Genomic DNA, 22,481 nt, shown 5'->3' with positions numbered 1-22,481 from the left:
ATGCAGATTTATCTCCCCATTGCCGAAGTGTCGGTCAATGCCTTCCTGCTGTTCGGGCTGGGCGGCATGGTGGGAATACTGTCAGGCATGTTCGGCGTGGGCGGCGGCTTTTTGATGACGCCGTTGCTGTTTTTCATCGGCATTCCGCCCGCCGTGGCCGTCGCGACCGAGGCCAACCAGATCGTCGCCTCGTCGTTTTCCGGCGTGCTGGCGCATCTCAAACGAAAGACCGTCGATTTTCGCATGGGCTTTGTGCTGATGGGAGGCGGCATCGTCGGGGCGGCCCTTGGGATCGTACTGTTCAACTTTCTGCGTAGCCTCGGGCAGGTCGAGCTGCTGGTCAGCCTGTGCTACGTCGTCTTTCTGGGTGTGGTCGGGACGCTGATGTTCATCGAGAGCCTGCGCGCCATCCGCCGCACCCGTAATCCGGGCGCTCTTCCCCTGCCGAAGCGACGTCAACGCAGCTGGGTGCACGCCCTGCCCTTCAAAATGAAGTTCCGTACATCCGGGCTGTATATTTCGGTGATCCCGCCGCTGCTGGTGGGGGCTTGCGTCGGCGTTCTGGCGGCGATCATGGGCGTAGGGGGCGGTTTCATCATGGTCCCCGCGATGATCTATATTCTGGGGATGCCAACCAAGGTTGTCGTTGGCACTTCGTTGCTGCAAATCATCGCGGTCACGGCCTTCACCACATTGATGCATGCGACAACCAACCAGACCGTCGATATGGCGCTGGCGCTGTTGCTGCTTGTCGGGGGTGTGCTTGGGGCGCAGATAGGCACCCGGATCGGGGTGCACCTTAAGGCCGAACAACTGCGTATTCTGCTGGCGCTGATGGTTCTGGGCGTCTGTTTCAAACTGGCCTTTGATCTGCTGGTGCAACCGTCCGAGCTGTTCTCGATTGGCACAGGAGGGGGGCACTGATGCTGTGGCGCGCGCTGATCCTGACGCTGCTGTCCGCCCTCCCCCTGCATGGGGAGGAAGTCGTGGCTGGCCTCAGTCAGGCGCGCGTATCAATCAACACCACTTTCAGCGGCTCTGAAATTCTGATCTTTGGCGCCGTCAAACGCGAGGCCCCCCTGCCTACAACCGATCTGGATGTGATCGTAACCGTATCCAGCCCGCTGGCCCCCGTAACCGTCCGAAAAAAGGACCGTCGACTGGGTATCTGGGTCAACACGGACAGCGCCCAGATCGACTATGCCCCCAGCTTTTACGCGGTGCGCGCCACCAAGGCTTTGTCTGAAATTCTGGCCCCGGCGCAGGATTTTGAATACGGGATTTCCATTCCACGGGCGATCCGGGCGTCACGGGCACAGATCGTTACGCCTCAAAGCTCCGAGTTTTTGCAGGCGCTGATCCGCATTCGCAGCAACGAAGGGGCGTATCAGCAAGCCCCAAACTCTATCGAGCTGACCGAGGACACGTTATTTCGCGCCAATATCGCCTTGCCCGCAAACCTGACCGAAGGCGACTATAAGACCCGCATCTTCCTGCTGCGCAACAATCAGGTGATCGACGCCTACGAGACAACGATTGATGTGCGCAAAGTCGGTCTGGAACGCTGGATTTACAACCTCGCCCATCAACAACCCCTGCTTTACGGTTTGCTGTCTCTGGCGCTGGCCATCGCCGCTGGCTGGAGCGCCTCGGCGGTCTTCCGGTTGTTCAGGGGATAAGGCGCACCGGACAGGTCCCAGACCCACTCCGCTGCGCCCGTTTGTTCAGCCCAAACTCAGGCTGCGTCTTGTGCCGGAGGCTCTTTCGCGCCGGTCATAAACGCAACCGCATCCGACATTGTGTAGTCCTTGGGGTCGATGGTGCACAGGCGCTTGCCCAGCCGGTGAATATGGATGCGGTCGGCAACCTCGAACACATGGGGCATGTTGTGGCTGATCAAAATGATCGGGATGCCACGCGCCCGCACGTCCTGAATCAGCTCAAGCACTTTGCGGCTTTCTTTCACGCCCAGCGCCGCCGTCGGTTCATCCATGATGATGAACTTGCTGGCAAAGGCTGCAGCCCGGGCCACCGCCACGCCCTGACGTTGACCGCCCGACAGGGTTTCGACCGGCTGCTTGATCGACTGCACGGTCATCAGACCCAGCTCGGTCAGCTTGTCGCGGGCGAATTTCTCCATCGCGGGCTTATCCAGCATGCGCAGGATTTTCCCCATCCAGCCTTTCTTGCGGATCTCACGCCCGGTGAACATGTTGTCGGCAATCGACAAAGCGGGCGATAGGGCGAGGTTCTGATAGACGATCTCGATGCCCATATCGCGGGCCTCAATCGGCGAGCTGAACTTGACCGGCTTGCCCTCGATCAGGATCTCGCCTTCGTCCGGGATGGTCGCCCCGCAGATCGCCTTGACGATCGAGGACTTCCCGGCGCCGTTGTCGCCAATAACTGCCAGAACCTCGCCAGCGCGCAGTTCAAAGTCGGAGTGGTCGATCGCGGTCACGTGGCCATAGCGCTTCACGATTCCGCGGGCTTGAACAACAGGTGTCGTCATTATGCTGAAACCCTTCTGATCCATTGGTCAATTGCGACCGCGATGATGATAAGCCAACCGATGGCAAAGACCTGCCACAGCACGTCGACGCCCGACAGACGCAGGCCCGAACGGAACACGCCCACGATCAACGCGCCAAACAGCGCTCCCATGATCGAACCGCGCCCGCCAAACAACGAGATGCCCCCGATAACCACAGCGGTGATACTGTCCAGATTGCCCTCATAGAACGACTGCGGCGAAATCGAACCAACCCGGCCAATCGAGGCCCAGCCGCCCAACGCACAGACGAACCCGGCCAGACCATAAACCGACAACAGCGTGCGGTCCGTGCGGATACCCGACAGGTCGGCGGCCTCTTTGTCGTCGCCAATGGCATAAACATGGCGGCCCCAGGCGGTTTTGTTCAGCATGAACCACAGCACGATAAAGACCACGATCATCAGCAAGGCGCTCAGCGTGATCCGCGCGCCGCCAATGTTGAACGCAGCACCAAAGAATTTCAGGAAGGGCGCGTTGGTGTCGATATCTTGTCCGCGAATGGATTGAGCCCCCGAGAGCCACAAAAGCAGCGCATAGAAGATCGACCATGTGCCCAGTGTGGTAATGAAGGGTGGCAGTTTGATGCGGGTAATGAACCAGCCGTTCATCACACCGGCCCCAACACCGCCAGCAAGGCCAACCAGAATGGCCAGACCCGAAGGCACCCCGGCAAACACCGCCAGATTGCCCATCACCACCGACATCAAAACCATGATCGCTGCGACCGACAGGTCAATGCCCGCGGTGATGATGATCAGCGATTGCGCCGCCGCCAGAATGCCGATGATCGACACCTGTTGCAGGATCAGGCTGAGGTTGAAAGCCGAGAAGAACTTCCCGCCCGCGATAAGCCCAAAAGCGATCAGACTGATGACCAGAACGATCACCGGAACAAGCGTAGGGTTGTTGTGAAGCAGATGCTGAATGCGTTCCAGCACCGTGTGTTGATCGGTTTCGAACGAGGCAACCTGGGTATCGCTTTGATCCAGGGTCTGTTCGAAGTCCTGGCCTTTTGAGGCCGGCGTCGTGGTGTCTGACATGACTATCTCCCTTACCGACAAGCCTAGCTGCGGCATCAGATTCCGTCAAAGTAGCGGGTGAAAATGGTAAGGCAGGGCCACCTCTGGCCCTGCCTTAGACGTTAGATGCGGGTTAGCCCCAGCACTTCTTGAGGCCCTCTTCGGACGTCAGCGAGGGGATGCCCTCTACCGGCGTGTCGGTGATCAGCTCGACACCGGTGTTGAAGAAGTCCAGACCTTCGGTGTTTTGCGGCTTGTCGCCGGTTTCGGCAAAGGTCTTGATGGCTTCGATGCCCTTAGACGCCATCAGCAGCGGGAACTGCATCGAGGTCGCGCCAATCACGCCACCAGCAATGTCGCGCACGCCCGGGCAACCACCGTCAACCGAAACGATCAGAACACCCTCATCCTTACCAAAGGATTTCAGCGCCTCATACGCACCAGCAGCAGCCGGTTCGTTGATGGTGTAGACAAGGTTGATATCGGGATCGACCTGCAACAGGTTTTCCATCGCGGTGCGCCCCCCGTCCGACGAACCATCCGTCACGTCGTTGCCAACGATACGCGGGTCATCTTCGTCACCGATGTCGGTCGGGTCTTTGATGTCGATACCAAAGCCATGCAGGAAGCCGTTGTCGCGCTGGTAATCCACCGAGATTTCCGATGCGTTCAGGTCCAGCAATGCGATCTTGGCGTCGGCGGCTGCGTCGCCCATTTTCGCCTTGGCCCACTGACCAATCAGAACGCCCGCTTTGAAGTTGTCAGTCGCAAAGGTCGCGTCAGCAGCATCGGCCGGTTCCAGCGCAGTATCCAGAGCGATCACCAACGCGCCCGCTTCGCGAGCCTGGCTGATCACCGGCACCAAAGCGCGGCTATCGGTCGGTGTGATCAAGATGCCTTTGGCGCCCGACGCGATGCAGGTTTCAACAGCTGCGACCTGGGTTTCGACGTCGCCGTCATACTTCCCGGCAAAGGTCGACAGGTTGATACCGTTGGCTGCGGCGGCTTCCGAAGCACCCTCTTTCATCTTCACGAAGAAGGGGTTGGTATCGGTCTTGGTGATCAGGCATGCGTTCACTTCGGCAGCGGCGCTACCGGCCATCGCCATCAGGGCTACCACAGATGCGTTTACAAGGGTTTTCATAGTTTCCTCCCATTAAATGTCTTTCCAAACTGCATGCCGAAGTTTCCTTCGAATGCACACCTGCGCTGTCCTCACCCATGCAGGTTGGACCTTAAAAAACCTGATTCTGCTGGCCGTGTCAATTTGTTTGTTAACTTTACTAACTAACAATTCCGCATTATCTTTCCAATCAGGGTAGGAGGAATTATGGTCGGTCTTATGGATGGGTCAGAGATTCAGGAACGTGGCGCGGGCGTCAACCAACGCGGCATTCGCGACTATAACGAACGCCTGATCCTGTCGATTCTGCATCGTCACAAAACGGTCTCGGCGGCGGATATCGCGCGCCGCACCGGATTGTCACGCCCGACTGTCTCGACAATTCTGCGCAATCTTGAAAACGATGGTCTCATCATTCGCGGAGAGCCCGTTCGCGGAAAGATCGGCAAGCCCTCTATCCCTATTCAGCTGAATCCCGATGGCGTGTTCGCCTTTGGCATCAAGATCGGGCGGCGCAGTGCCGACCTCTTGCTGCTGGATTTCACCGGGCGGGTGCGCGGTCAGCTAAAGACAAGCTATGAATATGCCATGCCCGACGCGGTATTTGGCTTCTTAGATAACGGCATAAAAACGCTGTTGGCTGACCTGCCCGAAAATCTACACCCACGTATTTGCGGCATCGGAATCGGCACGCCGTTTGAACTGTGGAAATGGCACGATCTGTACGGTCCGGCTGCTGAAAAGTTTCGGTCATGGAAAGACATCGCCTTTGCTCAGGAAGTTGCCCGTTTCAGCGCCCTGCCCGTCTATGTGGTGAACGACGCCACCGCAGCCTGCCACGCCGAACACCTGTATGGGCGCGGCAAGGACTACCGTGATTTCGCCTATTTCTTCATAGGCTCTTTCATCGGCGGCGGGGTGGCCCTGAACGGCACTGTGCTGGAAGGCAATCAGGGCAACGCCGGGGCCTTGGGGGCGATGCGCACCACGGGCCCCTTGGGCGAAAGCCAGCAACTGATCGACACCGCGTCCTTGCACCTTCTCGAAGCGCGGCTGGTCGAAGCTGGGCTCGACCCCGAGCTGATGTGGCGACAGCCGCAGGACTGGAGCAACCTGACACGGTATGTTGAGCCGTGGATCGGTGAAACGGCTCAGGAACTTGCCAAGGCCTCTTTGTCGATCTGCTCGGTTATTGACTTCGAAGCCATCATCATCGACGGCGCCTTTCCCGGGAATATCCGCGATGAACTGGTCGAACGTGTGCGGCGCTATCTTGTGCATCAAGACAAACGCGGCCTTATCGCCCCCGCGGTCGAAGCCGGCATGGCCGGAGAGAACGCCCGCGGCATCGGCGCTGCAAGTGGCCCGATCTTTGCCCAGTTCTTGCTGAATACAAACGCCGGGCTATCGTCAATCTAGGGATCAGGCACCCGATGTTGCGCCCGCCTGCCAGCGCCAGACCGGGCCGCGACAAGACATCGACGCCGACACTGGCCATGACAATGGAGGTCATCATGGATACGCACGACGCCGGATATCCACCCTACTTTGATCAGGACTCTTGTGATCTTGATGCATTCAAGGACCTGACGTCGCGACGTTTCACACTCGATATGGCGCCCCATGCGATGGCGGTCGAAAAGAACGTGCCCATCTACGACATGGCGCAGTTAAGACCCGCGCTGAACGATCCCAAGGCGCGACGCGGACTGCTGGCGGAGTGGGGGTGGGTGCTGGGCCAATCGGCCGGGGTCATCGCCCTCAAAACTGCCTACGTGGATACCTCGGTGATTGATCGCGCCTCGGATGTCTTTCGTACAATCATCGCTGATGAACGTGCCCGCGGCGCCGGGGCTGGCGATCACTTCGCTGCCGCCGGGGCCAATGATCGGATCTGGAACGCGCTGCAAAAACACTGCCTGCACGATCCCGAAGGCTTTGCGCTGTATTTTGGCAATCCGGTGATCGCCGCCGCCTGCGAAGCCTGGCTGGGGCCGCATTACCAGATGACCGCGCAGGTCAACCAAGTGCGCCCCGGCGGCAAGGCGCAACAGGCGCACCGCGATTATCATCTGGGCTTTCAAACGGCAGAAATGGCGGCGCAGTTTCCGGGCCAGACCCATCTGCTTACCGCGCGCCTGACCTTGCAGGGCGCCGTCGCCCATTGCGACATGCCCCTTGAAAGCGGGCCCACCAAACTGTTGCCGTTCTCGCAGTTGTACGAGCCGGGCTATCTGGCGTTCCACCAACCCGATTTCGCCACCTATTTTGACACTGCCTGCATTCAACTGCCCCTGTCCAAGGGGGATGCCCTGTTTTTCAATCCGGCACTGTTTCACGCTGCGGGCGAAAACCGCACGTCAAACATCGAACGCATGGCCAATCTGTTGCAGGTGTCCTCGGCTTTTGGCCGCGCCATGGAAGCCGTGGACCGCTGCGCCATGTCGCAAGCCCTGTATCCCGCGCTGCTGACTTTGCACCGCAATGGGGGGCTGACAGAACCAGAACAACACGCCGCCATCGCGGCCTGCGCCGAAGGCTATGCCTTTCCGACCAATCTGGATACCGCCCCCCCCATTGGGGGCAACGCTCCCCAGACGCAGGCCGACATTCTGCGCCGCGCGCTGCACGACAAGACCGACCCAGCCGCCCTGAACGCCGCCCTCGCCGCGCTCCGCGCGCGACAGTTGGCGTAACCGCACATACCGTCGCGGCCGCGACCGTCTGCCATGCGGGACTCCTCAGCGGGGCCAAATGTGGTATCTAATCCAATGGCCGTCCCCCCGCGCTAATCGCGCGCCATCACGGCCCCCGACGCCACCTGAATCACGGAGCACAGCGCACAATGGCCGAATTTGCACAGTACCCAAGCTTGAAAGGAAAAACCGTTTTCCTGACCGGTGGCGCCAAAGGCATCGGGGCGCAAACCGTACGTGCCTTTGCGGATCAGGGCGCCAAAGTCGGGTTTGTTGATCTTGATGCCAAGGCAGGCGAAGCCCTGCTGGCCGAACTTGGCGGGCCGCATGCGTTCGAGGTTTGTGATCTGCGCGACATTGATGCCCTAAAGGCGGCTTTCACGGCCCTTACCGCCAAACTGGGGCCCGCGCAGGTGCTGGTGAATAACGCCGCCCATGATGACCGCCATGACTGGCGCTCCGTCACACCCGAATATTGGGATGAACGCCTGCAGACCAATCTGCGCCATATGTTCTTTGCCATCCAAAGCGTCGCCCCGGCGATGATAGAGGCCGGCGGCGGGGCGATCATCAACATCGGGTCAAATTCATGGTGGGAAGCCGGCGCCGGTTTTCCGGCCTATGCCACGGCAAAATCCGCCGTGCACGGGCTGACCCGGACCATGGCGCGCGAATTGGGCGATCACCGCATTCGCGTCAACGCCGTCGTCCCCGGCTGGATTATGACAGAACGCCAAAAAGAACTTTGGGTCACGCCCGAAGCCCTGACCAAACAGCTGGACCGTCAGTGCCTGCCCGACCCGGTAGACCCGGTATATGTGTCCCGGATGGTGCTGTTTCTGGCGTCGGATGACGCGGCCATGTGCAGCGCCAATAATTTCATGGTCGAAGGGGGCTCGATCTGACCCTAACCGCGCCCGATATAGGGCATCTTGGTCGCCATCACCGTCATCCACTGCACGTTTGCTTCGGGCGGCAACGACGCCATATGCCAAACCGCGCGGGCAACGTCTTCGACATCCATGGTCGGCTGCACCGGCTTGCCCTCGGCTTCCAGACGCGCCGTCAGGTCTTCAACCAGTTCCGTACGGGCATTCCCAATGTCGATCTGGCCGCAGGCAATATCGAAAGGGCGCCCATCCAATGACAAAGACTTCGTCAGCCCGGTAATCGCATGTTTGGTGGTCGTATAGCAGACAGAACCGGGCCGCGGGTTATGGGCTGAAATCGAGCCATTATTGATGATCCGCCCGCCCTGCGGCGCCTGCATGCGCATCTGGGCAAAGGCCGCGCGGGCGCACAGGAACATGCCATGCAGGTTCACCCCCATGACCTGTTGCCAGTTCTCTAGGCTGATCTCGTCAATCGGGGCCTGTTCACCAAACATCCCGGCATTGTTGAACAGAACATCCAACCGTCCAACAGAGGTCACGAACAGATCAAACGCTGATTGAACCTCGTTCACATTCGTAACATCCGCCTTCAGAACATGCGCATTGTCATAGCCCTTGGCCAGCGCGGCAAGCTTGGCCTGCCCGCGTGCCAGCAGCCCCACCTGCCAGCCCTCGGCCAGAAACGTCCGGGCAACCGACGCGCCGATGCCCGAACTGGCCCCGGTAATCAAAATAGAACGGCTCATGTCTGGTCCTCCTCAAGCGCCAAGGGCACAGGCGCGCTGCGCAAATCCGCAGTGGTCAGTGGCTCGGCCGGGCGCGCCAATCGGTTGCGCACCACCCAATGCAACCGTTCTTCGGCGCGGGTGATCGCAACATAGGCCAGACGTTTCCACAGGGGCTGGCCCGCTTCAACCCGGCCCATACGCGCAGCGGCCCACAGATCAGGGGCAAACACCTGCACCTGAGACCACTGGCTGCCCTGCGCCTTGTGAATGGTCACCGCCGCGCCGTGCAAAAACGCCGCTCCCATGTTGGCGGCAAAGGGGATGAATGGCTCTTCTTCGTCCGGCATTTCGATCTTGATGATCGAGGCCGCCGAAACCTGCGGGTCCTCGGCCCCCACAACATGCAACCGTGAAAAGCCCGGCTTGCGCCCCGGCCCCAAATACACAACCTGCGCGCCCTTGATCAGCCCGCGCGCCTCAAGATCCAGCCGTTTCTTGCGATGTTTCAGCGGCAACTCGATCCCGTCGCAAATCAGCGGCTCGCCGGGCAGCAGCTCGTCCGCCGGCGCGCCATAGGCGGCGCGAAACGCATGGATCAGCCGGATACGCGTTGCATTGCGCCACACCAGAACCGGCGAGCGCGACATCAGCGACGCCTCCACCCGCTGCGCCATCACGACCCGGTCGTCGCGCTGTGCGATCTCTTCGATCATCCGTTCAAAGGCGTCGAACTCCAGCTGGGGGTCGGCCAAAGCATGGGCCAGATCAAGGATCGGGTTATCTCCGGTCTGGCGATGCACCCGATGCAGGATCAGCTGCTTCTTTTCAGGCAACGCGTCAAATACCATCTGACCCGACTGGTTCACCGGCGCCAACTGTGCCGGATCACCGAACAATACCAGCGTCGGGAAAATCTCCTGCAGGTCCTCGAACTGCCGTTTATCCAGCATCGAGGATTCGTCGATAAACCCGATATCCAGCGGGTCTTCGCGCCGCTTCCAGCCGGTGATGAAATCACTGCCCCGCAAACCGGCCGCTGCCAAAGCACCGGGAATCGACTTGTTGGACTGGTAAAACGCATGGGCGCGGTCCAGCGCCTGATCGGTCAGCCCCTCAATCTGGGGGCGCTCCCCCTGCCCGGTCAGCCACTCGGCGATTTTTTCGTATTCAGGGTCGTAAACCGGCGTGTACAGAATGCGGTGAATTGTGGTGGCGGGCACGCCCCGCATGCGCAACACCGAGGCCGCCTTATTGGTCGGCGCAAGGATCGCCAAAGTGCGTTTATCGCGCCGTTTGCGACCTTCGTAATCGCCCGAGACAACTTCAACCCCGGCAGACTCTAACGCCTTGTAAAGCTGCGCCAAAAGCAAGGTTTTTCCCGAACCGGCCTTGCCGACAACAGCCATCACCTGCCCTGATTTACCCTCGGCCATCGGGGTCAGCGTATCATCGTCCAAATCCACCCCAACGCCGCGCAACAGCTCGGCGATGCGGTCATGGGCTTCGGCCTGATCATCAGAGTAGGAAATCGCAGGTATCGTCATGGCGCGGAGCCTACTTGCCCCCGCGCCCCCCGACCAGTGCGAAACCGCCCGTGCTGTCCCTTAATGTCGGGGTGGCAACTTTTGCATGGCCATCATCACCGCCCCGGCATCCGGCCGGGCAGACAGTTCTTGCGAGGCCACCACCAGCGTTTGCTCCAGTTGCGTGGCCAAATCGTCTAACCCGTTCATCTGCGCAAATGTCCGCAGATCGTTCAAAATTTCGATAATCCAGTCTTCTGTCATAGTGACCACTTTGCTTTGCGCGCTCCCATTGATTCAACCTTAACGTGAATATTTCAGCCGCAAAGCGCTTTCAGGTGGCGCAACCGGGGCAATTGAAAGGCATTTTTGACCAGACGGCCAAAGTTGCTGACAGCAAGCAGGCATTTTCGCAAACCGGTCATGCGGCACAGCCGGTACCGGTGGCGCCAACCCATTGATAGTTTCGCGCAGAACACATTTCTTCGCACAGGTCTTTGCTATGCAGCTTTCCGGTCTTTTGCGCCTTGGGGCGCTGGTCTTCACCGCCGTGACCTGCATCGTGATTGGCGACACCGCAGGCAAGGTCCTGACGGCACAAGGCGCCAGCCCCTTCTTTGTCGCCTGGACGCGATTTGGCGTCGCCGCGTTGGTGTTGCTCCCCTTCAGCGGCTTTCAGATGCACGAACTGCGTCACCTGCAGGACTGGCGCGTCCTGTTACGCGCGGCTTTCATCATCGGCGGGATCAGCTGCATCCTGACCGCGCTGAAAACCGAACCCATCGCGAATGTCTTTGGCGCCTTCTTCATCGGGCCGGTGGTGTCGTACGTCCTGTCGATCATTTTTCTGCGAGAACGCCCCTCGCCCCTGCGCGCGGCGCTGCTGGCGCTGGGATTTGCGGGGGTGATATTGGTGGTCAAACCCGGCTTTGGCGCCTCGGGCGGGATTTTCTATGCCGTTGCTGCGGGTACATTTTACGGCGCCTATCTGATGATGACCCGGCTTACCGCGGGCCTGTACCGCCCCCGTTTCCTACTGATCTCGCAATTGATGATCGGTGCGCTGGTTCTGGCCCCGATGGGGCTTGGCACCGCCCTGCCTGCCTTTACCCCCCAGATCAGCATCCTGATCGCCATCAGCGCATTGGGATCAGCCGCTGGCAATTACATGCTGGTGCTGGCCAGCAAACGCGCCGAGGCCAGCCTGATCGCCCCCCTTGTCTACAGCCAGTTGATCTCGGCCACGGCGCTGGGCATCTGGGTGTTCAACGACTGGCCCGACGCCCTGTCATTGATCGGGCTTACGCTGATCCTTGCCTCGGGCTTTGGCTCTCTGATCGCCCACCAGCGCGACACGCCAAAATGAAAACACCCCGCCACGGACAAGCCGGGCGGGGTGCCTTAGCGATTTGAGGACGGATCTTAGCCCTTCCCGGCTTCCAGCACCTCGCTAAGAGTGCGCAGGCCGGTTTTGGGGGCCTGCACCAGCACCGACATGTTGCCGGGCTTGTGCTCGTTTTTGTACATTTTGGTGTGCGCCTGCGGGATTTCGTCCCACGGGAACACTTCCGACATGCACGGATCCAAACGACGCTCGCACATCAGGCGGTTGGCCGAAGCAGCCTGTTTCAGGTTCGCAAAGTGCGAGCCCTGCAGACGCTTCTGGTGCATCCACATGTAGCGCACGTCAAAGGTGGTGTTGAAGCCCGAGGTACCAGCGCAGATCACAACGATACCGCCCTTTTTCACCACCAGGGTCGACACAGGGAAGGTCGCCTCGCCGGGGTGTTCGAACACCATGTCAACGTTCACCCCCTTACCGGTGATGTCCCAGATGGCTTTACCGAACTTGCGGGCTTCTTTCAGCCATGCGTTGTATTCGGGGCTGTTCACTGTGGGCAGCTGGCCCCAGCAGTTAAAGTCCTTACGGTTGATCACGCCCTTGGCGCCCTGATCCATCACGAACTGACGTTTGCTTTCGTCCGAGATCACACCGATCGCGTTGGCACCAGCGGTGTTGGCCAGCTGGATCGCATAGGAGCCCAGACCACCCGAAGCACCCCAAACCAGAACGTTCTGGCCCGGACGCAGTTCGTGGGGGTGGTGACCAAACAGCATACGGTATGCGGTGGCCAGGGTCAGGGTGTAACAGGCAGCCTCTTCCCAGGTCAGGTGCTTGGGACGCGGCATCAGCTGCTGCGCCTGCACTTTGGTGAACTGGCTGAACGACCCGTCGCCGGTTTCATAACCCCAGATACGCTGGGTCGGCGAATACATCGGATCACCACCGTTGCACTCTTCGTCGTCACCGTCGTCCTGGTTACAGTGGATGACAACCTCGTCGCCCACTTTCCAGTTTTTGACCTTGTCGCCAACTTTCCAAACGATGCCCGAAGCATCCGAACCAGCAATGTGGAACGGGTCGCCGTGCACGTCGAAAGGCGAAATCGGCTGACCCAAACCGGCCCAAACGCCGTTGTAGTTCACGCCGGCGGCCATCACCAGAACCAGCACTTCGTGGCTGTCGATATCCCAGGTGTCGACGACTTCCTGCTTGAAGGATTCTTCGGGCACACCGTGACGGTCGCGGCGGATTGCCCACGCGTACATTTTCGGCGGCACATAGCCCATGGGGGGCATTTCACCGATTTCGTACAGTTCTTTTTCGGGGGCGTCGTAGGTTAGGATGTCGGTCTGGTTGTCGAGTGCCATCAAAGCCTCCATGCATCAGTTAGAGTTGCGCCGCATCGCAGAATCAACGCGGCCTTTGCAACGGGAATTAATGGCCTCTTCGCAACAATGCAATCACCAAAAGGTCTATTTTGTAATTTTATGTCTTTGCCGTTGCGGAAATTCCGGTGGGTGAAACAGCTGTATATGAATAAAGCCTGAAAAATACATTTCAGCGCTGCCGCCGCAACGCAGCGAATTGACAAAGCCATAAAGTTCCACTTATCAATCCCCTGACGAAAGAAAGTTACAATACCCGATTCACGAGGCCCTCTATGACCGAGACCCAGAAAGACCGCCCCTGGCTGTTCCGCACCTACGCCGGGCACTCCACGGCCAAAGCCTCGAACGAACTCTATCGTGGCAACCTCGCCAAAGGCCAAACCGGCCTGTCCGTAGCTTTCGATCTGCCGACCCAAACAGGTTACGATTCGGATCACGAACTGTCGCGCGGCGAAGTGGGCAAGGTGGGCGTGCCCGTCTGCCACATGGGCGACATGCGTGCGCTGTTTGACCAGATCCCGCTGGAACAGATGAACACCTCGATGACAATCAACGCCACGGCGCCCTGGTTGCTGTCACTGTACATCGCCACCGCCGAGGAACAGGGCGCTGACATCTCCAAGCTGCAGGGCACCGTACAAAACGACCTGATCAAAGAATACCTGAGCCGCGGCACCTATATCTGCCCGCCCAAGCCGTCGCTGCGCATGATCACCGATGTCGCCGCCTATACCCGCGAGCATCTGCCCAAGTGGAACCCGATGAACGTGTGTTCCTATCACCTGCAAGAAGCAGGCGCGACGCCGGAACAGGAACTGTCCTATGCGCTGGCCACCGGCATCGCCGTGCTGGACGATCTGAAAAATAAAGTCCCCGCCGAAGCCTTCCCCGCCATGGTCGGCCGCATCTCGTTCTTTGTGAACGCCGGCATTCGCTTCGTCACCGAGATGTGCAAAATGCGCGCCTTCGTGGAACTCTGGGATGAAATCACATCCGAACGCTATGGCATCGAAGACCCCAAATTCCGCCGCTTCCGTTATGGCGTGCAGGTCAACTCGCTGGGTCTGACCGAACAGCAACCCGAAAACAACGTCTACCGCATTTTGATCGAAATGCTGGCTGTGACGCTGTCCAAAAAGGCCCGCGCCCGCGCGGTGCAGCTCCCGGCGTGGAACGAGGCCCTTGGCCTGCCCCGCCCCTGGGATCAGCAGTGGTCGCTGCGTATGCAGCAAATCCTGGCCTATGAAAGTGATTTGTTAGAGTACGATGATCTGTTTGATGGCAACCCCGCCGTCGACAGAAAGGTTGAGGCGTTGAAAGACGGGGCACGTGCCGAGCTGGCGCAGATCGACTCCATGGGCGGTGCCGTAGCCGCCATCGAATACATGAAGTCGCGCCTGGTAGAGAGTAACGCCGAGCGGATCACCCGGATTGAGGGAGGAGAGACCACAGTCGTGGGTGTGAACCGCTGGACGCAAGGCGAACCTTCGCCGCTCACTGCCGGTGAGGAGGCCATCATGGTCGCCGATGCAAAAGCCGAGGCAGATCAGATTGCCCGTCTCAACGCCTGGCGCGAGAGCCGTGATGAACAAGCTGTTCAAGCGGCTCTCGCCGAAGTTCGCGCCGCCGCGGCGTCGGGGGCCAATATCATGGAACCCTCGATCAAAGCCGCCAAGGCCGGGGCGACCACCGGCGAATGGGGCGATATGGTCCGCACCGCCTTTGGCCAGTACCGTGGCCCGACCGGCGTATCCAAGAACCCCTCCAACCGCACCGAAGGTCTGGAAGAAATCCGCGAACAGGTCGATGCCGTCTCTACCAAGCTGGGCCGTCGCATCAAGTTCCTGGTCGGCAAGCCCGGTCTGGACGGGCACTCCAACGGCGCCGAACAAATCGCCGCCCGCGCCCGCGACTGCGGCATGGATATTTCCTATGAAGGCATCCGCCTGACACCCGAGGAAATCGTAACCGCCGCCAAGGAAGAAGACGTGCACGTGATCGGCCTGTCGATCCTGTCAGGCAGCCACATCCCGCTGCTCGAAGAACTGATGCAGCGTATGAAAGACGAGAACCTGACCCATATCCCGGTCACCGTCGGCGGCATCATCCCCGATGACGATGCCGAGCGCCTGCTGGCGATGGGCGTGGCCAAGGTCTATACGCCCAAAGACTTCGAGCTGAACCGGATCATGTTCGACCTCGTTAGTCTGGTCGACCCCCAGCCCGCCGCCGCCGAATAAAAGAAAGCGCCCCAAGGGGCGCTTTTTTATTTCTATGTACGCTCGGGTGTTGTTCGCACGGTCGTATGCATCAACGAAGTTTTCATTTCTTCTTTGAATTGCGCGATCTCGCCGCCATAAATTACGTCACCATTTCTTCGCCAGGACTTTGCTGCACGAGTATTCGCGATGACGACCCCAAAGATTATCCAACACAAGAAACAACGCGATATAGAAGAGCTTGCCCGCATCTTCCCCAACGCACACATAGAGGAATACCCGTGGTTCTCAGCCTATTTCGGATTGATCGACTATCAGTTCTACAAGCCGTTCTCTTGGCAGCACGAAATAGAGGAAATGGCGCATATCGGCGACAAAGGGCCAGATGCCCTTATGTTCAGCACCAAAGATGGCTTGTATCTTGTATGTGGTGATTGGCTCGCCGAAGACATTCAGGAAAATCTTGATCAACTCCCGCTGTCCGACCGTTTTTCCAGATCTTTCTACGCCCTCTTCGGACGAGCGCTGCACAGATTTAGGGATTGGCAGATCGCGAAACGACGACTCCCGGAACACCCCCTTGAGTTGCTTGAATACGAACAGGGTGTCTACTGGGAAAGAGCACTTCACCCTTGTGATGCAGTCGACGAACTCCGAAAACATATCCGAGCCAAAGGGAAGGCCCGAGAAAACGTCTCGCTTTGCATCCCTGACGGCACCGCAGACCGTGCGTCTGAAAGCTGGAAAGACTTACTGGACGAGAATAAAACCGCGCTAAGCGATTTGGCTTCACGGGGCGGCGGACTCGAAAACTCCCGGAACCTCACCGTTCAGGTACTTCTGGAAAACGATGGAATAGCCTACAATGTGCGACGGCTCTTTCTAATGGCGGTCCCTCAGAGCATTGCATTCCGCGCCTATACTTCGAAGGACTTGGGGGGCCAGGGCTATTGGTTCGAGTTTGAATCCGATCAGGTGAAAGATGTCGCGACACTCACTGACATTGAGTGGATCATACGAAAGGTGACAGAGGATATTCCGTCCAGCGTTACCTCTTGGGAAATGAAGCGTGCACAAACCTAGATGCCAACTTAGATCCCCCAAACTTGATCGAAACCCGTTTTCGCGGGACAATCAGGGTGGGAGGATACCATCATGAACCAGATCGCAATGAAGGCCCGCGTCACCGGGCGTGTGCAAGGTGTCGCATTCCGCGCCTGGACCCAAGCCATGGCGCAAAAGCTCAAACTCACCGGCTGGGTGCGCAACGACGAACGCGGCGCCGTATCGGCCCTGTTCGACGGCGACCGCGACACCGTACAGGAAATGATCAACCAGCTTTGGTCCGGCCCGGGGGCGGCCTCGGTGCAAAACGTGCAAACCGAACTGGCCGAACACCGTGACAGCCGTGCGGGGTTTGAAATCAGAACCTAAGGCAAGCCCCAAGGGCACCCGCCCTATTTCTTGGACACGGCCCCTACGAAAGAGCCGCTCCAGTAATCTGTCGACGTCAACGTGAAATAGATTCCCAACTCGTTGAAGAACACGTTGCCGCCGGGCACGATGTTCGTGGTTTTGCCGCCAACCGGGGTCACATCCAACCCTTCGCCGGTAGTCACCTTCAGCATGACCATCGGCTTTGGCCCGTCGCACAGCATCGCGGGCGAGGCAAATTTCACGCCAAACGCCGGGTTGTTCGCAACCACATCAAGACAGCCATTCACAGGCACGATCAGATCTTTCGGGGGCGTGGCGGCTTTGGCCGTGCTGCCCTGCGCGGCACCTGTCACGGGAAGCAGGGCAAGAATATCGTCGATGCTTGGGCTGATACCGGGTGCCCCTGCCGGACCCGTAGCACCAGCCGGTCCTTGCGGACCCGTTGCGCCGACCGGCCCGACCGGCCCAATCGCCCCTTGCGGTCCGCTGTCGCCTTTGGGGCCGCGTAATATGTCGGCATGATCATTCGCCAGCCGCGCAGCCACAGCCGCAACTGAAACACTTTCCCCGCCACTGCCAAGACCGGCAATTGTGCCTTCCAAATCGGAAAGTGCCTGCTCCAGCTCAGCGATCCGTACGTCGTCTGGCGCGCCCCGTTTCAACTGGCCGATTTCGCCGTCCACCTTCGCCAGCTGCGCGCTCAACGCGTCAAGATCTTCCAAAAGATCATCCCGCACGCCTTCCAGTTCGACGATGCGTTCGACATATTGATTGTCGTGCAGGTTGGCCTGACTGTCAGCGGTCAGCTTGGCCGCTCCAAATCCGCCGATGGCGCTTACGAAGGCAGCGCCTGCTGTCACAAAGAGCCCTGCTTTATTGTCGGTCATTTCTTGTCAAAACCCTAAAATAAACACACCGCTGACATTCAGCATTCTCGACAATGGCCCGTCAACAGTACAGTCGCAACCCAGCTTGCATATGCATCACATGTGCATAGGATGTGCATCACTTGTGCATGCGCACTTTCGCCATTCCAAAGGGGCTGCAGATGACCATCCACATCGGGGCCGAGCCGGGCCAGATTGCTGAAACCGTGCTGCTGCCGGGCGATCCCTATCGCGCCCGCTGGGCGGCGCAGACGTTTTTGCAAGACGCCGAGCTGGTGAACGAGGTGCGCGGGATGCTGGGCTATACCGGCACGTGGAACGGGCATCGGGTGACCATTCAGGGCTCGGGCATGGGCATGCCCAGCCTGTCGATTTATGCCAACGAATTGATCCGTGATTACAACGCCCAAACCCTGATCCGCATCGGCTCCTGCGGCGCAATGCAGGCCGATGTGAATATCCGCGATGTCATTTTGGCGATGACGGCCTCCAGCCTCTCGACGCCCTCATCAGGGATATTCAAAGAGTTCAACTTTGCCCCGCCCGCGGATTGGGGCCTGCTGAGCGCAGCCGCGCAAGCCGCTGAATCCAAAGGCATTTCCACCCATGTCGGCGGGATTTATTCAGCCGATGTGTTCTATGACGAACGCCCCGACCTGAACGAGCAAATGACCCGCCACGGTATTCTGGCCGTCGAGATGGAAGCGGCCGAGCTGTATAATCTGGCCGCCCGCTATGGCCGCCGTGCGCTGGCGCTGCTGACCGTGTCCGACCACCTGCAAACGCACGAGGCCCTGCCCGCGGACCAGCGCGAGCAAAGCTTTGGCGACATGGTGGAAATTGCCCTGACCGCCGCCTTCGCCTAACCCCGCAAGCGGCGTTTTCAAACTGCCATTTCGGCCCACCGCAAAGCGCTAAAACAAAGCAGAAACAACACCTTGCGGCCTTGTGACGCCTGGTTTTTGTGGCTTTTAGAACGCCATATCACTGATACAGCCTGTGCGCTTTGCGCGGGCTTGTGTCAGGTCACGCCACGGCCTTCGTCATGGGCACGTCAATCTGGTGATGCGCAGCCAAGACATTCATCGCGGCATCGGCAGCTTCACGGCCTTTCTTCACGAAATGCGCGGTGAAGAAATCGATATGCTCCTGTGTCGGCTGAAAGTGGTGCGGCGTCAGCGAGACAGACAGCACCGGCACACCGGTTTTCAAGCCCACATCCATTAACCCTGTGACCACGGCTTGCGACACGAAATCATGCCGATAGATGCCACCGTCGACCACCAGCGCCGCCGCCGCGATCGCATCATAAGCCTTTGTTTCCGCAAGCTTTTGCGCCATTAACGGCATTTCAAATGCACCAGGCAAATCAAACACGTCGATCTGGGCGTTGATGTCCAGTTCATCCAGGCGCTGTTGGAATCCGACCAAAGCCTGGTCAACGATTTCAGCATGCCATTGCGCCTTGAGGAAGGCGAATTTAGGGGATTTTGTCATTGCTCTCGATCCTTTCAAAATGACAGAATCCCAGAGCGTCAGAAACGACCGGACCATCAGCCCCATCGCTCCATTCTCTACCATCCGGACTTTAACCGTCGGCCCCGGAATTTCACCGGTGTCTGCTGACCCACTCCGAAAAGTGGCGCTCGCGGGCTGTAACCGCCGGTGGGGAATTTCACCCCGCCCTGAGAATGGCCCGTATTTAGACGATACCCGGACGCGCGTCAAAATCATTGTCGATCACACAGCGATCACAAAATGATCCAATGCTTTTCTTGGCGCGGCTTCACGTCGCGACCTGAGGAATGGACCGAACGCCCCTCTTCCACTAGATTCATTCTACCGGGTTGCGGGAGGAGCATGAACAGGTGTTTCTAAGCGTCTTCGATATCTTCAAGATCGGCATTGGGCCTTCCTCGTCGCATACGATGGGGCCGATGACCGCCGCTGCGCGGTTCCTGAAACGGTTGCGCACAGACGACGACGCGCTTCGATCCATGTCTGCTGTTCAGGTGTCCTTGCATGGCTCGCTGGCCTACACCGGAAAAGGCCATGCTTCGGATCGGGCCGTCATGTTGGGGCTTTTGGGCTTTCTTCCCGACGCGGTTGATAGCGATTTGGCCGCAGCCGCTTTGGCCAGGTTGCATGACACCAAGACGCTGGACATTCTGGGCACCGGTGCCGTGTCTTTCGACCCGGAAAGTGATCTGATCTTCGACTTTGGCCCGGCGCTTGCGCTGCATGCCAATGGAATGAAAATGCGCGCTATGGATGCGCAAGGCGACACGTTGGTCGAGGAAACCTATTATTCGGTTGGCGGTGGCTTTGTGATGACCGAGGCCGAACTTAGCAGCGGTAAATCGAACAATAACAATGATCTACGCGCCAAGAAACAGGCGCGCGGGTGCCTGTATCCGTTTGGTACAGCGCAAGAGATGCTGCAAATGGGCGAAGAAGCCGGGCTGAGCATCGCCCAGATGAAACGCGCCAATGAAGAGAAAATCATCGGGGTCGAAGCCCTGTCTGAGGGGCTTGAGAGGGTTTGGCAGGTGATGGATGCCTGCATCGCGCGCGGGCTGCAACAAGAGGGCACGCTTCCGGGCGGGCTGAAGGTGCAGCGTCGGGCGCGCAGCATCCATCAACGCCTGATCGCTCAGAAAGGCTCTAACAGTCAGCAACCCCATGAAATCAACGATTGGCTGTCTGTCTATGCCATGGCGGTAAATGAAGAAAACGCTGCCGGGGGGCAGGTCGTGACCTCGCCCACCAATGGCGCAGCCGGGGTGGTGCCGGCGGTGATCCGATACTACCGCGATCACTGCACGGGCGGCACCCGCGAAGGGATTGAAACCTTCTTGCTGACTGCTGCCGCGATCGGCGGGCTGGTTAAGCACAACGCCTCCATCTCAGGGGCGGAATGCGGCTGTCAGGCCGAGGTCGGCTCGGCCTCGGCAATGGCTGCGGCGGGTCTGTGTGCGGCTCTGGGCGGCAGCAACAGTCAGATTGAAAACGCCGCAGAGATCGCGCTTGAACACCATCTGGGCCTGACGTGCGACCCGGTCGAAGGGTTGGTGCAGGTGCCCTGCATTGAGCGCAACGGCATGGGGGCGATCAAGGCCGTGTCAGCCGCGTCCTTAGCCCTGCACGGCGATGGCGCACATTTCATGCCCTTGGACAACTGCATAGAAACGATGCGCCAAACCGGCGCGGACATGGCGGAAAAGTACAAGGAAACATCCTTGGGCGGATTGGCTGTAAACCTACCTGAATGCTGACCGGTCAGGCGACCCCTTGCGCATGGTGCTCTGCCACCTGTTTGCGCGAAAGGAACAACATCGAAGGGTGCGCGATATCATGGTCGGCGATCAGCTGAGTCAGCTCACTCGCAGGACACGAGAAGCTCCGCTGATCGGGTGTTTCTGCGCGGGACACGATCTGAACCTCGGTATCATGCAGAAGGTGTGCCTGCTCTAATAATTCCACAATCTGTCCGGCTTTCGAAATGCCCATATAGACCGCCACGCGGGCACCACTGTGCAGATGCGTCACCCATTCCGGCGGCGTCGACGCGTCCGCCTTGTGCCCGGTCGTCAACACCAGCGCATCGATGCGTCCGCGCTCGGTCAGGAAGGTGCCGGTGGCGGCAGCGGCGGCGCTGGCGGCGGTGACACCGGGGACGATTTCGACCTCAATCCCAGCGGCGCGCAGGGCGTCGGCCTCTTCGGCGCCGCGGGCAAAAATACCGGGGTCACCGCATTTCAGGCGCACCACGCGTTGCCCGCGTTTGGCTGCCGATACAAGCACGCTGTTGATCTGGGCCTGCGGCATGGAATGCGCGCCGGGCGCCTTGCCCACATAGACGCGTTCAGCATCGCGGCGCGCCAGTTCCAGTAGCTCAGGATCGACCAGACGGTCGTAGAAAATGATATCGGCCTCTTGCAGCCGCTGCACGCCGCGCAGGGTGATCAGATCACGACTGCCGGGGCCCGCACCCACCAGCGCGACGGGGGCCGACTGGGCCTCAGGGATGCTGCCGGTTTCAATCGTGTCCTTCAGCAGCTGGGCGGCGTCACGTTCGGCGCCACGGGCGTGGGTCTCGCGCACCGGGCCGTCAAACACCCAGCGCCACAGATCGCGGCGTTGGCGCGGTTGCAGACGGGCCGCGGCCTTGTCCCGCAAACGACCGGCCAGCGCGGCCAGATCGCCCAGGCGCGGCTCCAGCCGTTCTTCGATTTGGGTCTTGATCTGACGGCCAAGGACGGGCGCGGTACCTTCGGTCCCGATGGCCACCACAACCGGGTCACGGTCGACAATAGAAGGGGTCACCGCGTCGCACAGATCGGGCTGGTCGACGACGTTGATCAGCGCCCCGGCTTCATCTGCCAGCGCGTGCAGGCAGGCATCGGTTGCCGGGCAACCGGTGGCCACAAAAACCAGTGCGGTGCGTTCAAAAACAGCCGGCGTGATGGCACCTTGAACCCAGTTCACTTTCCCAGCATCCGCCAGCGCGGCCAGTTCATCGTCCAGCTCGGGCGCAAGAATATCAATCTGCGCTTCGGTCTTCAGCATCAGTCGGGTTTTCTGCGCTGCGGTTTCTCCGCCGCCACAGATCACCACGCGGCGGCCAGACATTTTCAGGAACATCGGGAAGGTTTTCATCGGGGTATCC

21 protein-coding genes and 1 riboswitch are annotated in these 22,481 nt (G+C 59.4%); of the genes, 11 read left to right on the top strand and 10 right to left on the bottom strand.

Annotated features, from left to right (window positions below; genetic code table 11):
* Complete coding sequence (locus tag ATO10_RS04750; protein ID WP_035248769.1) at window positions 1-924, top strand: sulfite exporter TauE/SafE family protein; 924 nt, start codon at window positions 1-3, stop codon at window positions 922-924.
* Window positions 924-1,679, top strand: a complete 756-nt coding sequence (locus ATO10_RS04745; protein WP_035248767.1) for a TIGR02186 family protein — start codon at window positions 924-926, stop codon at window positions 1,677-1,679. Before ATO10_RS04750 ends, ATO10_RS04745 begins: the two co-directional genes overlap by 1 nt.
* 56 nt (window positions 1,680-1,735) lie before the next feature.
* Here ATO10_RS04745 and ATO10_RS04740 read toward each other — a convergent pair whose 3' ends face one another.
* The 3 genes from ATO10_RS04740 to ATO10_RS04730 form a co-directional block, all read right to left on the bottom strand.
* Entirely contained in the window at window positions 1,736-2,536 is an 801-nt protein-coding gene (locus ATO10_RS04740; RefSeq protein WP_081806430.1) for an ATP-binding cassette domain-containing protein, read from the bottom strand.
* Window positions 2,512-3,594, bottom strand: coding sequence for an ABC transporter permease (locus ATO10_RS04735; protein WP_035248763.1), 1,083 nt, complete (start codon window positions 3,592-3,594; stop codon window positions 2,512-2,514). The genes ATO10_RS04740 and ATO10_RS04735 overlap by 25 nt, the downstream gene beginning before the upstream one ends.
* A 112-nt stretch (window positions 3,595-3,706) precedes the next feature.
* Window positions 3,707-4,717, bottom strand: a complete 1,011-nt coding sequence (locus tag ATO10_RS04730; protein WP_035248761.1) for a sugar ABC transporter substrate-binding protein — start codon at window positions 4,715-4,717, stop codon at window positions 3,707-3,709.
* Between the two features lie 186 nt (window positions 4,718-4,903).
* Here ATO10_RS04730 and ATO10_RS04725 point away from each other — a divergent pair, with 186 nt between their 5' ends.
* The 3 genes from ATO10_RS04725 to ATO10_RS04715 all read left to right on the top strand — a co-directional run bounded on the left by ATO10_RS04725 (window position 4,904) and on the right by ATO10_RS04715 (window position 8,297).
* Entirely contained in the window at window positions 4,904-6,115 is a 1,212-nt protein-coding gene (locus ATO10_RS04725; protein WP_238323392.1) for an ROK family transcriptional regulator, read from the top strand.
* A 95-nt stretch (window positions 6,116-6,210) separates the two neighbouring features.
* Entirely contained in the window at window positions 6,211-7,392 is a 1,182-nt protein-coding gene (locus ATO10_RS04720; RefSeq protein ID WP_035249234.1) for a phytanoyl-CoA dioxygenase family protein, read from the top strand.
* A gap of 149 nt (window positions 7,393-7,541) precedes the next feature.
* Entirely contained in the window at window positions 7,542-8,297 is a 756-nt protein-coding gene (locus ATO10_RS04715; RefSeq protein WP_035248759.1) for an SDR family NAD(P)-dependent oxidoreductase, read from the top strand.
* Between the two features lie 2 nt (window positions 8,298-8,299).
* Here ATO10_RS04715 and ATO10_RS04710 read toward each other — a convergent pair whose 3' ends face one another.
* Genes ATO10_RS04710 through ATO10_RS04700 form a run of 3 tightly spaced genes read right to left on the bottom strand, consistent with a single transcriptional unit; the run spans window position 8,300 to window position 10,800 of the window.
* The gene (locus tag ATO10_RS04710) at window positions 8,300-9,031 is read right to left on the bottom strand and encodes an SDR family oxidoreductase (protein WP_035248757.1); all 732 of its coding nucleotides are present in this window, start codon (window positions 9,029-9,031) and stop codon (window positions 8,300-8,302) included.
* A complete protein-coding gene (locus ATO10_RS04705; protein WP_035248755.1) occupies window positions 9,028-10,557 on the bottom strand; it encodes an ATP-dependent DNA helicase in 1,530 nt (509 codons plus the stop codon). Before ATO10_RS04705 ends, ATO10_RS04710 begins: the two co-directional genes overlap by 4 nt.
* Before the next feature lie 60 nt (window positions 10,558-10,617).
* Entirely contained in the window at window positions 10,618-10,800 is a 183-nt protein-coding gene (locus ATO10_RS04700) for a hypothetical protein (RefSeq protein ID WP_035248753.1), read from the bottom strand.
* A 238-nt stretch (window positions 10,801-11,038) separates the two neighbouring features.
* Between ATO10_RS04700 and ATO10_RS04695 the strand changes: the two genes are divergently transcribed.
* Window positions 11,039-11,902 (top strand): DMT family transporter, encoded by an 864-nt coding sequence (locus ATO10_RS04695; RefSeq protein WP_035248750.1) that lies wholly within the window; start codon window positions 11,039-11,041, stop codon window positions 11,900-11,902.
* Between the two features lie 56 nt (window positions 11,903-11,958).
* Here ATO10_RS04695 and ccrA read toward each other — a convergent pair whose 3' ends face one another.
* Window positions 11,959-13,248, bottom strand: coding sequence for a crotonyl-CoA carboxylase/reductase (gene ccrA, locus ATO10_RS04690; RefSeq protein WP_035248748.1), 1,290 nt, complete (start codon window positions 13,246-13,248; stop codon window positions 11,959-11,961).
* A 251-nt stretch (window positions 13,249-13,499) separates the two neighbouring features.
* Here ccrA and ATO10_RS04685 point away from each other — a divergent pair, with 251 nt between their 5' ends.
* The 3 genes from ATO10_RS04685 to ATO10_RS04675 all read left to right on the top strand — a co-directional run bounded on the left by ATO10_RS04685 (window position 13,500) and on the right by ATO10_RS04675 (window position 16,922).
* Window positions 13,500-15,509, top strand: coding sequence for a protein meaA (locus ATO10_RS04685; protein ID WP_272945283.1), 2,010 nt, complete (start codon window positions 13,500-13,502; stop codon window positions 15,507-15,509).
* 168 nt (window positions 15,510-15,677) lie between these two features.
* Window positions 15,678-16,571 carry a hypothetical protein gene (locus tag ATO10_RS04680; RefSeq protein WP_035248743.1) on the top strand — a complete coding sequence of 298 codons (894 nt, stop codon included), beginning with the start codon at window positions 15,678-15,680 and terminating at the stop codon, window positions 16,569-16,571.
* Window positions 16,572-16,643: 72 nt separating this feature from the next.
* Window positions 16,644-16,922, top strand: a complete 279-nt coding sequence (locus ATO10_RS04675) for an acylphosphatase (protein ID WP_035248741.1) — start codon at window positions 16,644-16,646, stop codon at window positions 16,920-16,922.
* Between the two features lie 23 nt (window positions 16,923-16,945).
* Here ATO10_RS04675 and ATO10_RS16685 read toward each other — a convergent pair whose 3' ends face one another.
* Complete coding sequence (locus tag ATO10_RS16685) at window positions 16,946-17,812, bottom strand: collagen-like domain-containing protein (RefSeq protein ID WP_035248739.1); 867 nt, start codon at window positions 17,810-17,812, stop codon at window positions 16,946-16,948.
* A 161-nt stretch (window positions 17,813-17,973) separates the two neighbouring features.
* Between ATO10_RS16685 and deoD the strand changes: the two genes are divergently transcribed.
* The gene (gene deoD / locus ATO10_RS04665) at window positions 17,974-18,678 is read left to right on the top strand and encodes a purine-nucleoside phosphorylase (RefSeq protein ID WP_035248737.1); all 705 of its coding nucleotides are present in this window, start codon (window positions 17,974-17,976) and stop codon (window positions 18,676-18,678) included.
* 160 nt (window positions 18,679-18,838) lie between these two features.
* Here the strand turns inward: deoD and ATO10_RS04660 are convergent, their stop codons facing one another.
* Entirely contained in the window at window positions 18,839-19,309 is a 471-nt protein-coding gene (locus tag ATO10_RS04660; protein WP_035248734.1) for a 6,7-dimethyl-8-ribityllumazine synthase, read from the bottom strand.
* A 68-nt stretch (window positions 19,310-19,377) separates the two neighbouring features.
* Window positions 19,378-19,509: riboswitch (FMN riboswitch) on the bottom strand.
* 171 nt (window positions 19,510-19,680) lie between these two features.
* Between ATO10_RS04660 and ATO10_RS04655 the strand changes: the two genes are divergently transcribed.
* Window positions 19,681-21,087, top strand: a complete 1,407-nt coding sequence (locus ATO10_RS04655; RefSeq protein WP_035248730.1) for an L-serine ammonia-lyase — start codon at window positions 19,681-19,683, stop codon at window positions 21,085-21,087.
* Between the two features lie 4 nt (window positions 21,088-21,091).
* Here ATO10_RS04655 and cysG read toward each other — a convergent pair whose 3' ends face one another.
* Complete coding sequence (gene cysG / locus ATO10_RS04650) at window positions 21,092-22,471, bottom strand: siroheme synthase CysG (RefSeq protein WP_035248728.1); 1,380 nt, start codon at window positions 22,469-22,471, stop codon at window positions 21,092-21,094.
* Window positions 22,472-22,481: the final 10 nt, after the last annotated feature.

Origin of the sequence: Actibacterium atlanticum (genome assembly GCF_000671395.1) — a bacterium.
In the GTDB taxonomy this organism is placed as follows: domain Bacteria; phylum Pseudomonadota; class Alphaproteobacteria; order Rhodobacterales; family Rhodobacteraceae; genus Actibacterium_D; species Actibacterium_D atlanticum.
Note: the sequence above shows the minus strand (reverse complement) of the source record. Positions and strands in the feature narration are given on the sequence as shown.

Coding starts and splice junctions, on each gene's coding strand:
- ATO10_RS04750 (WP_035248769.1), top strand. CDS start 1: ATGCAGATTTATCTCCCCATTGCCGAAGTGTCGGTCAATGCCTTCCTG.
- ATO10_RS04745 (WP_035248767.1), top strand. CDS start 924: ATGCTGTGGCGCGCGCTGATCCTGACGCTGCTGTCCGCCCTCCCCCTG.
- ATO10_RS04740 (WP_081806430.1), bottom strand. CDS start 2,536: ATGGATCAGAAGGGTTTCAGCATAATGACGACACCTGTTGTTCAAGCC.
- ATO10_RS04735 (WP_035248763.1), bottom strand. CDS start 3,594: ATGTCAGACACCACGACGCCGGCCTCAAAAGGCCAGGACTTCGAACAG.
- ATO10_RS04730 (WP_035248761.1), bottom strand. CDS start 4,717: ATGAAAACCCTTGTAAACGCATCTGTGGTAGCCCTGATGGCGATGGCC.
- ATO10_RS04725 (WP_238323392.1), top strand. CDS start 4,904: ATGGTCGGTCTTATGGATGGGTCAGAGATTCAGGAACGTGGCGCGGGC.
- ATO10_RS04720 (WP_035249234.1), top strand. CDS start 6,211: ATGGATACGCACGACGCCGGATATCCACCCTACTTTGATCAGGACTCT.
- ATO10_RS04715 (WP_035248759.1), top strand. CDS start 7,542: ATGGCCGAATTTGCACAGTACCCAAGCTTGAAAGGAAAAACCGTTTTC.
- ATO10_RS04710 (WP_035248757.1), bottom strand. CDS start 9,031: ATGAGCCGTTCTATTTTGATTACCGGGGCCAGTTCGGGCATCGGCGCG.
- ATO10_RS04705 (WP_035248755.1), bottom strand. CDS start 10,557: ATGACGATACCTGCGATTTCCTACTCTGATGATCAGGCCGAAGCCCAT.
- ATO10_RS04700 (WP_035248753.1), bottom strand. CDS start 10,800: ATGACAGAAGACTGGATTATCGAAATTTTGAACGATCTGCGGACATTT.
- ATO10_RS04695 (WP_035248750.1), top strand. CDS start 11,039: ATGCAGCTTTCCGGTCTTTTGCGCCTTGGGGCGCTGGTCTTCACCGCC.
- ccrA (WP_035248748.1), bottom strand. CDS start 13,248: ATGGCACTCGACAACCAGACCGACATCCTAACCTACGACGCCCCCGAA.
- ATO10_RS04680 (WP_035248743.1), top strand. CDS start 15,678: ATGACGACCCCAAAGATTATCCAACACAAGAAACAACGCGATATAGAA.
- ATO10_RS04675 (WP_035248741.1), top strand. CDS start 16,644: ATGAACCAGATCGCAATGAAGGCCCGCGTCACCGGGCGTGTGCAAGGT.
- ATO10_RS16685 (WP_035248739.1), bottom strand. CDS start 17,812: ATGACCGACAATAAAGCAGGGCTCTTTGTGACAGCAGGCGCTGCCTTC.
- deoD (WP_035248737.1), top strand. CDS start 17,974: ATGACCATCCACATCGGGGCCGAGCCGGGCCAGATTGCTGAAACCGTG.
- ATO10_RS04660 (WP_035248734.1), bottom strand. CDS start 19,309: ATGACAAAATCCCCTAAATTCGCCTTCCTCAAGGCGCAATGGCATGCT.
- cysG (WP_035248728.1), bottom strand. CDS start 22,471: ATGAAAACCTTCCCGATGTTCCTGAAAATGTCTGGCCGCCGCGTGGTG.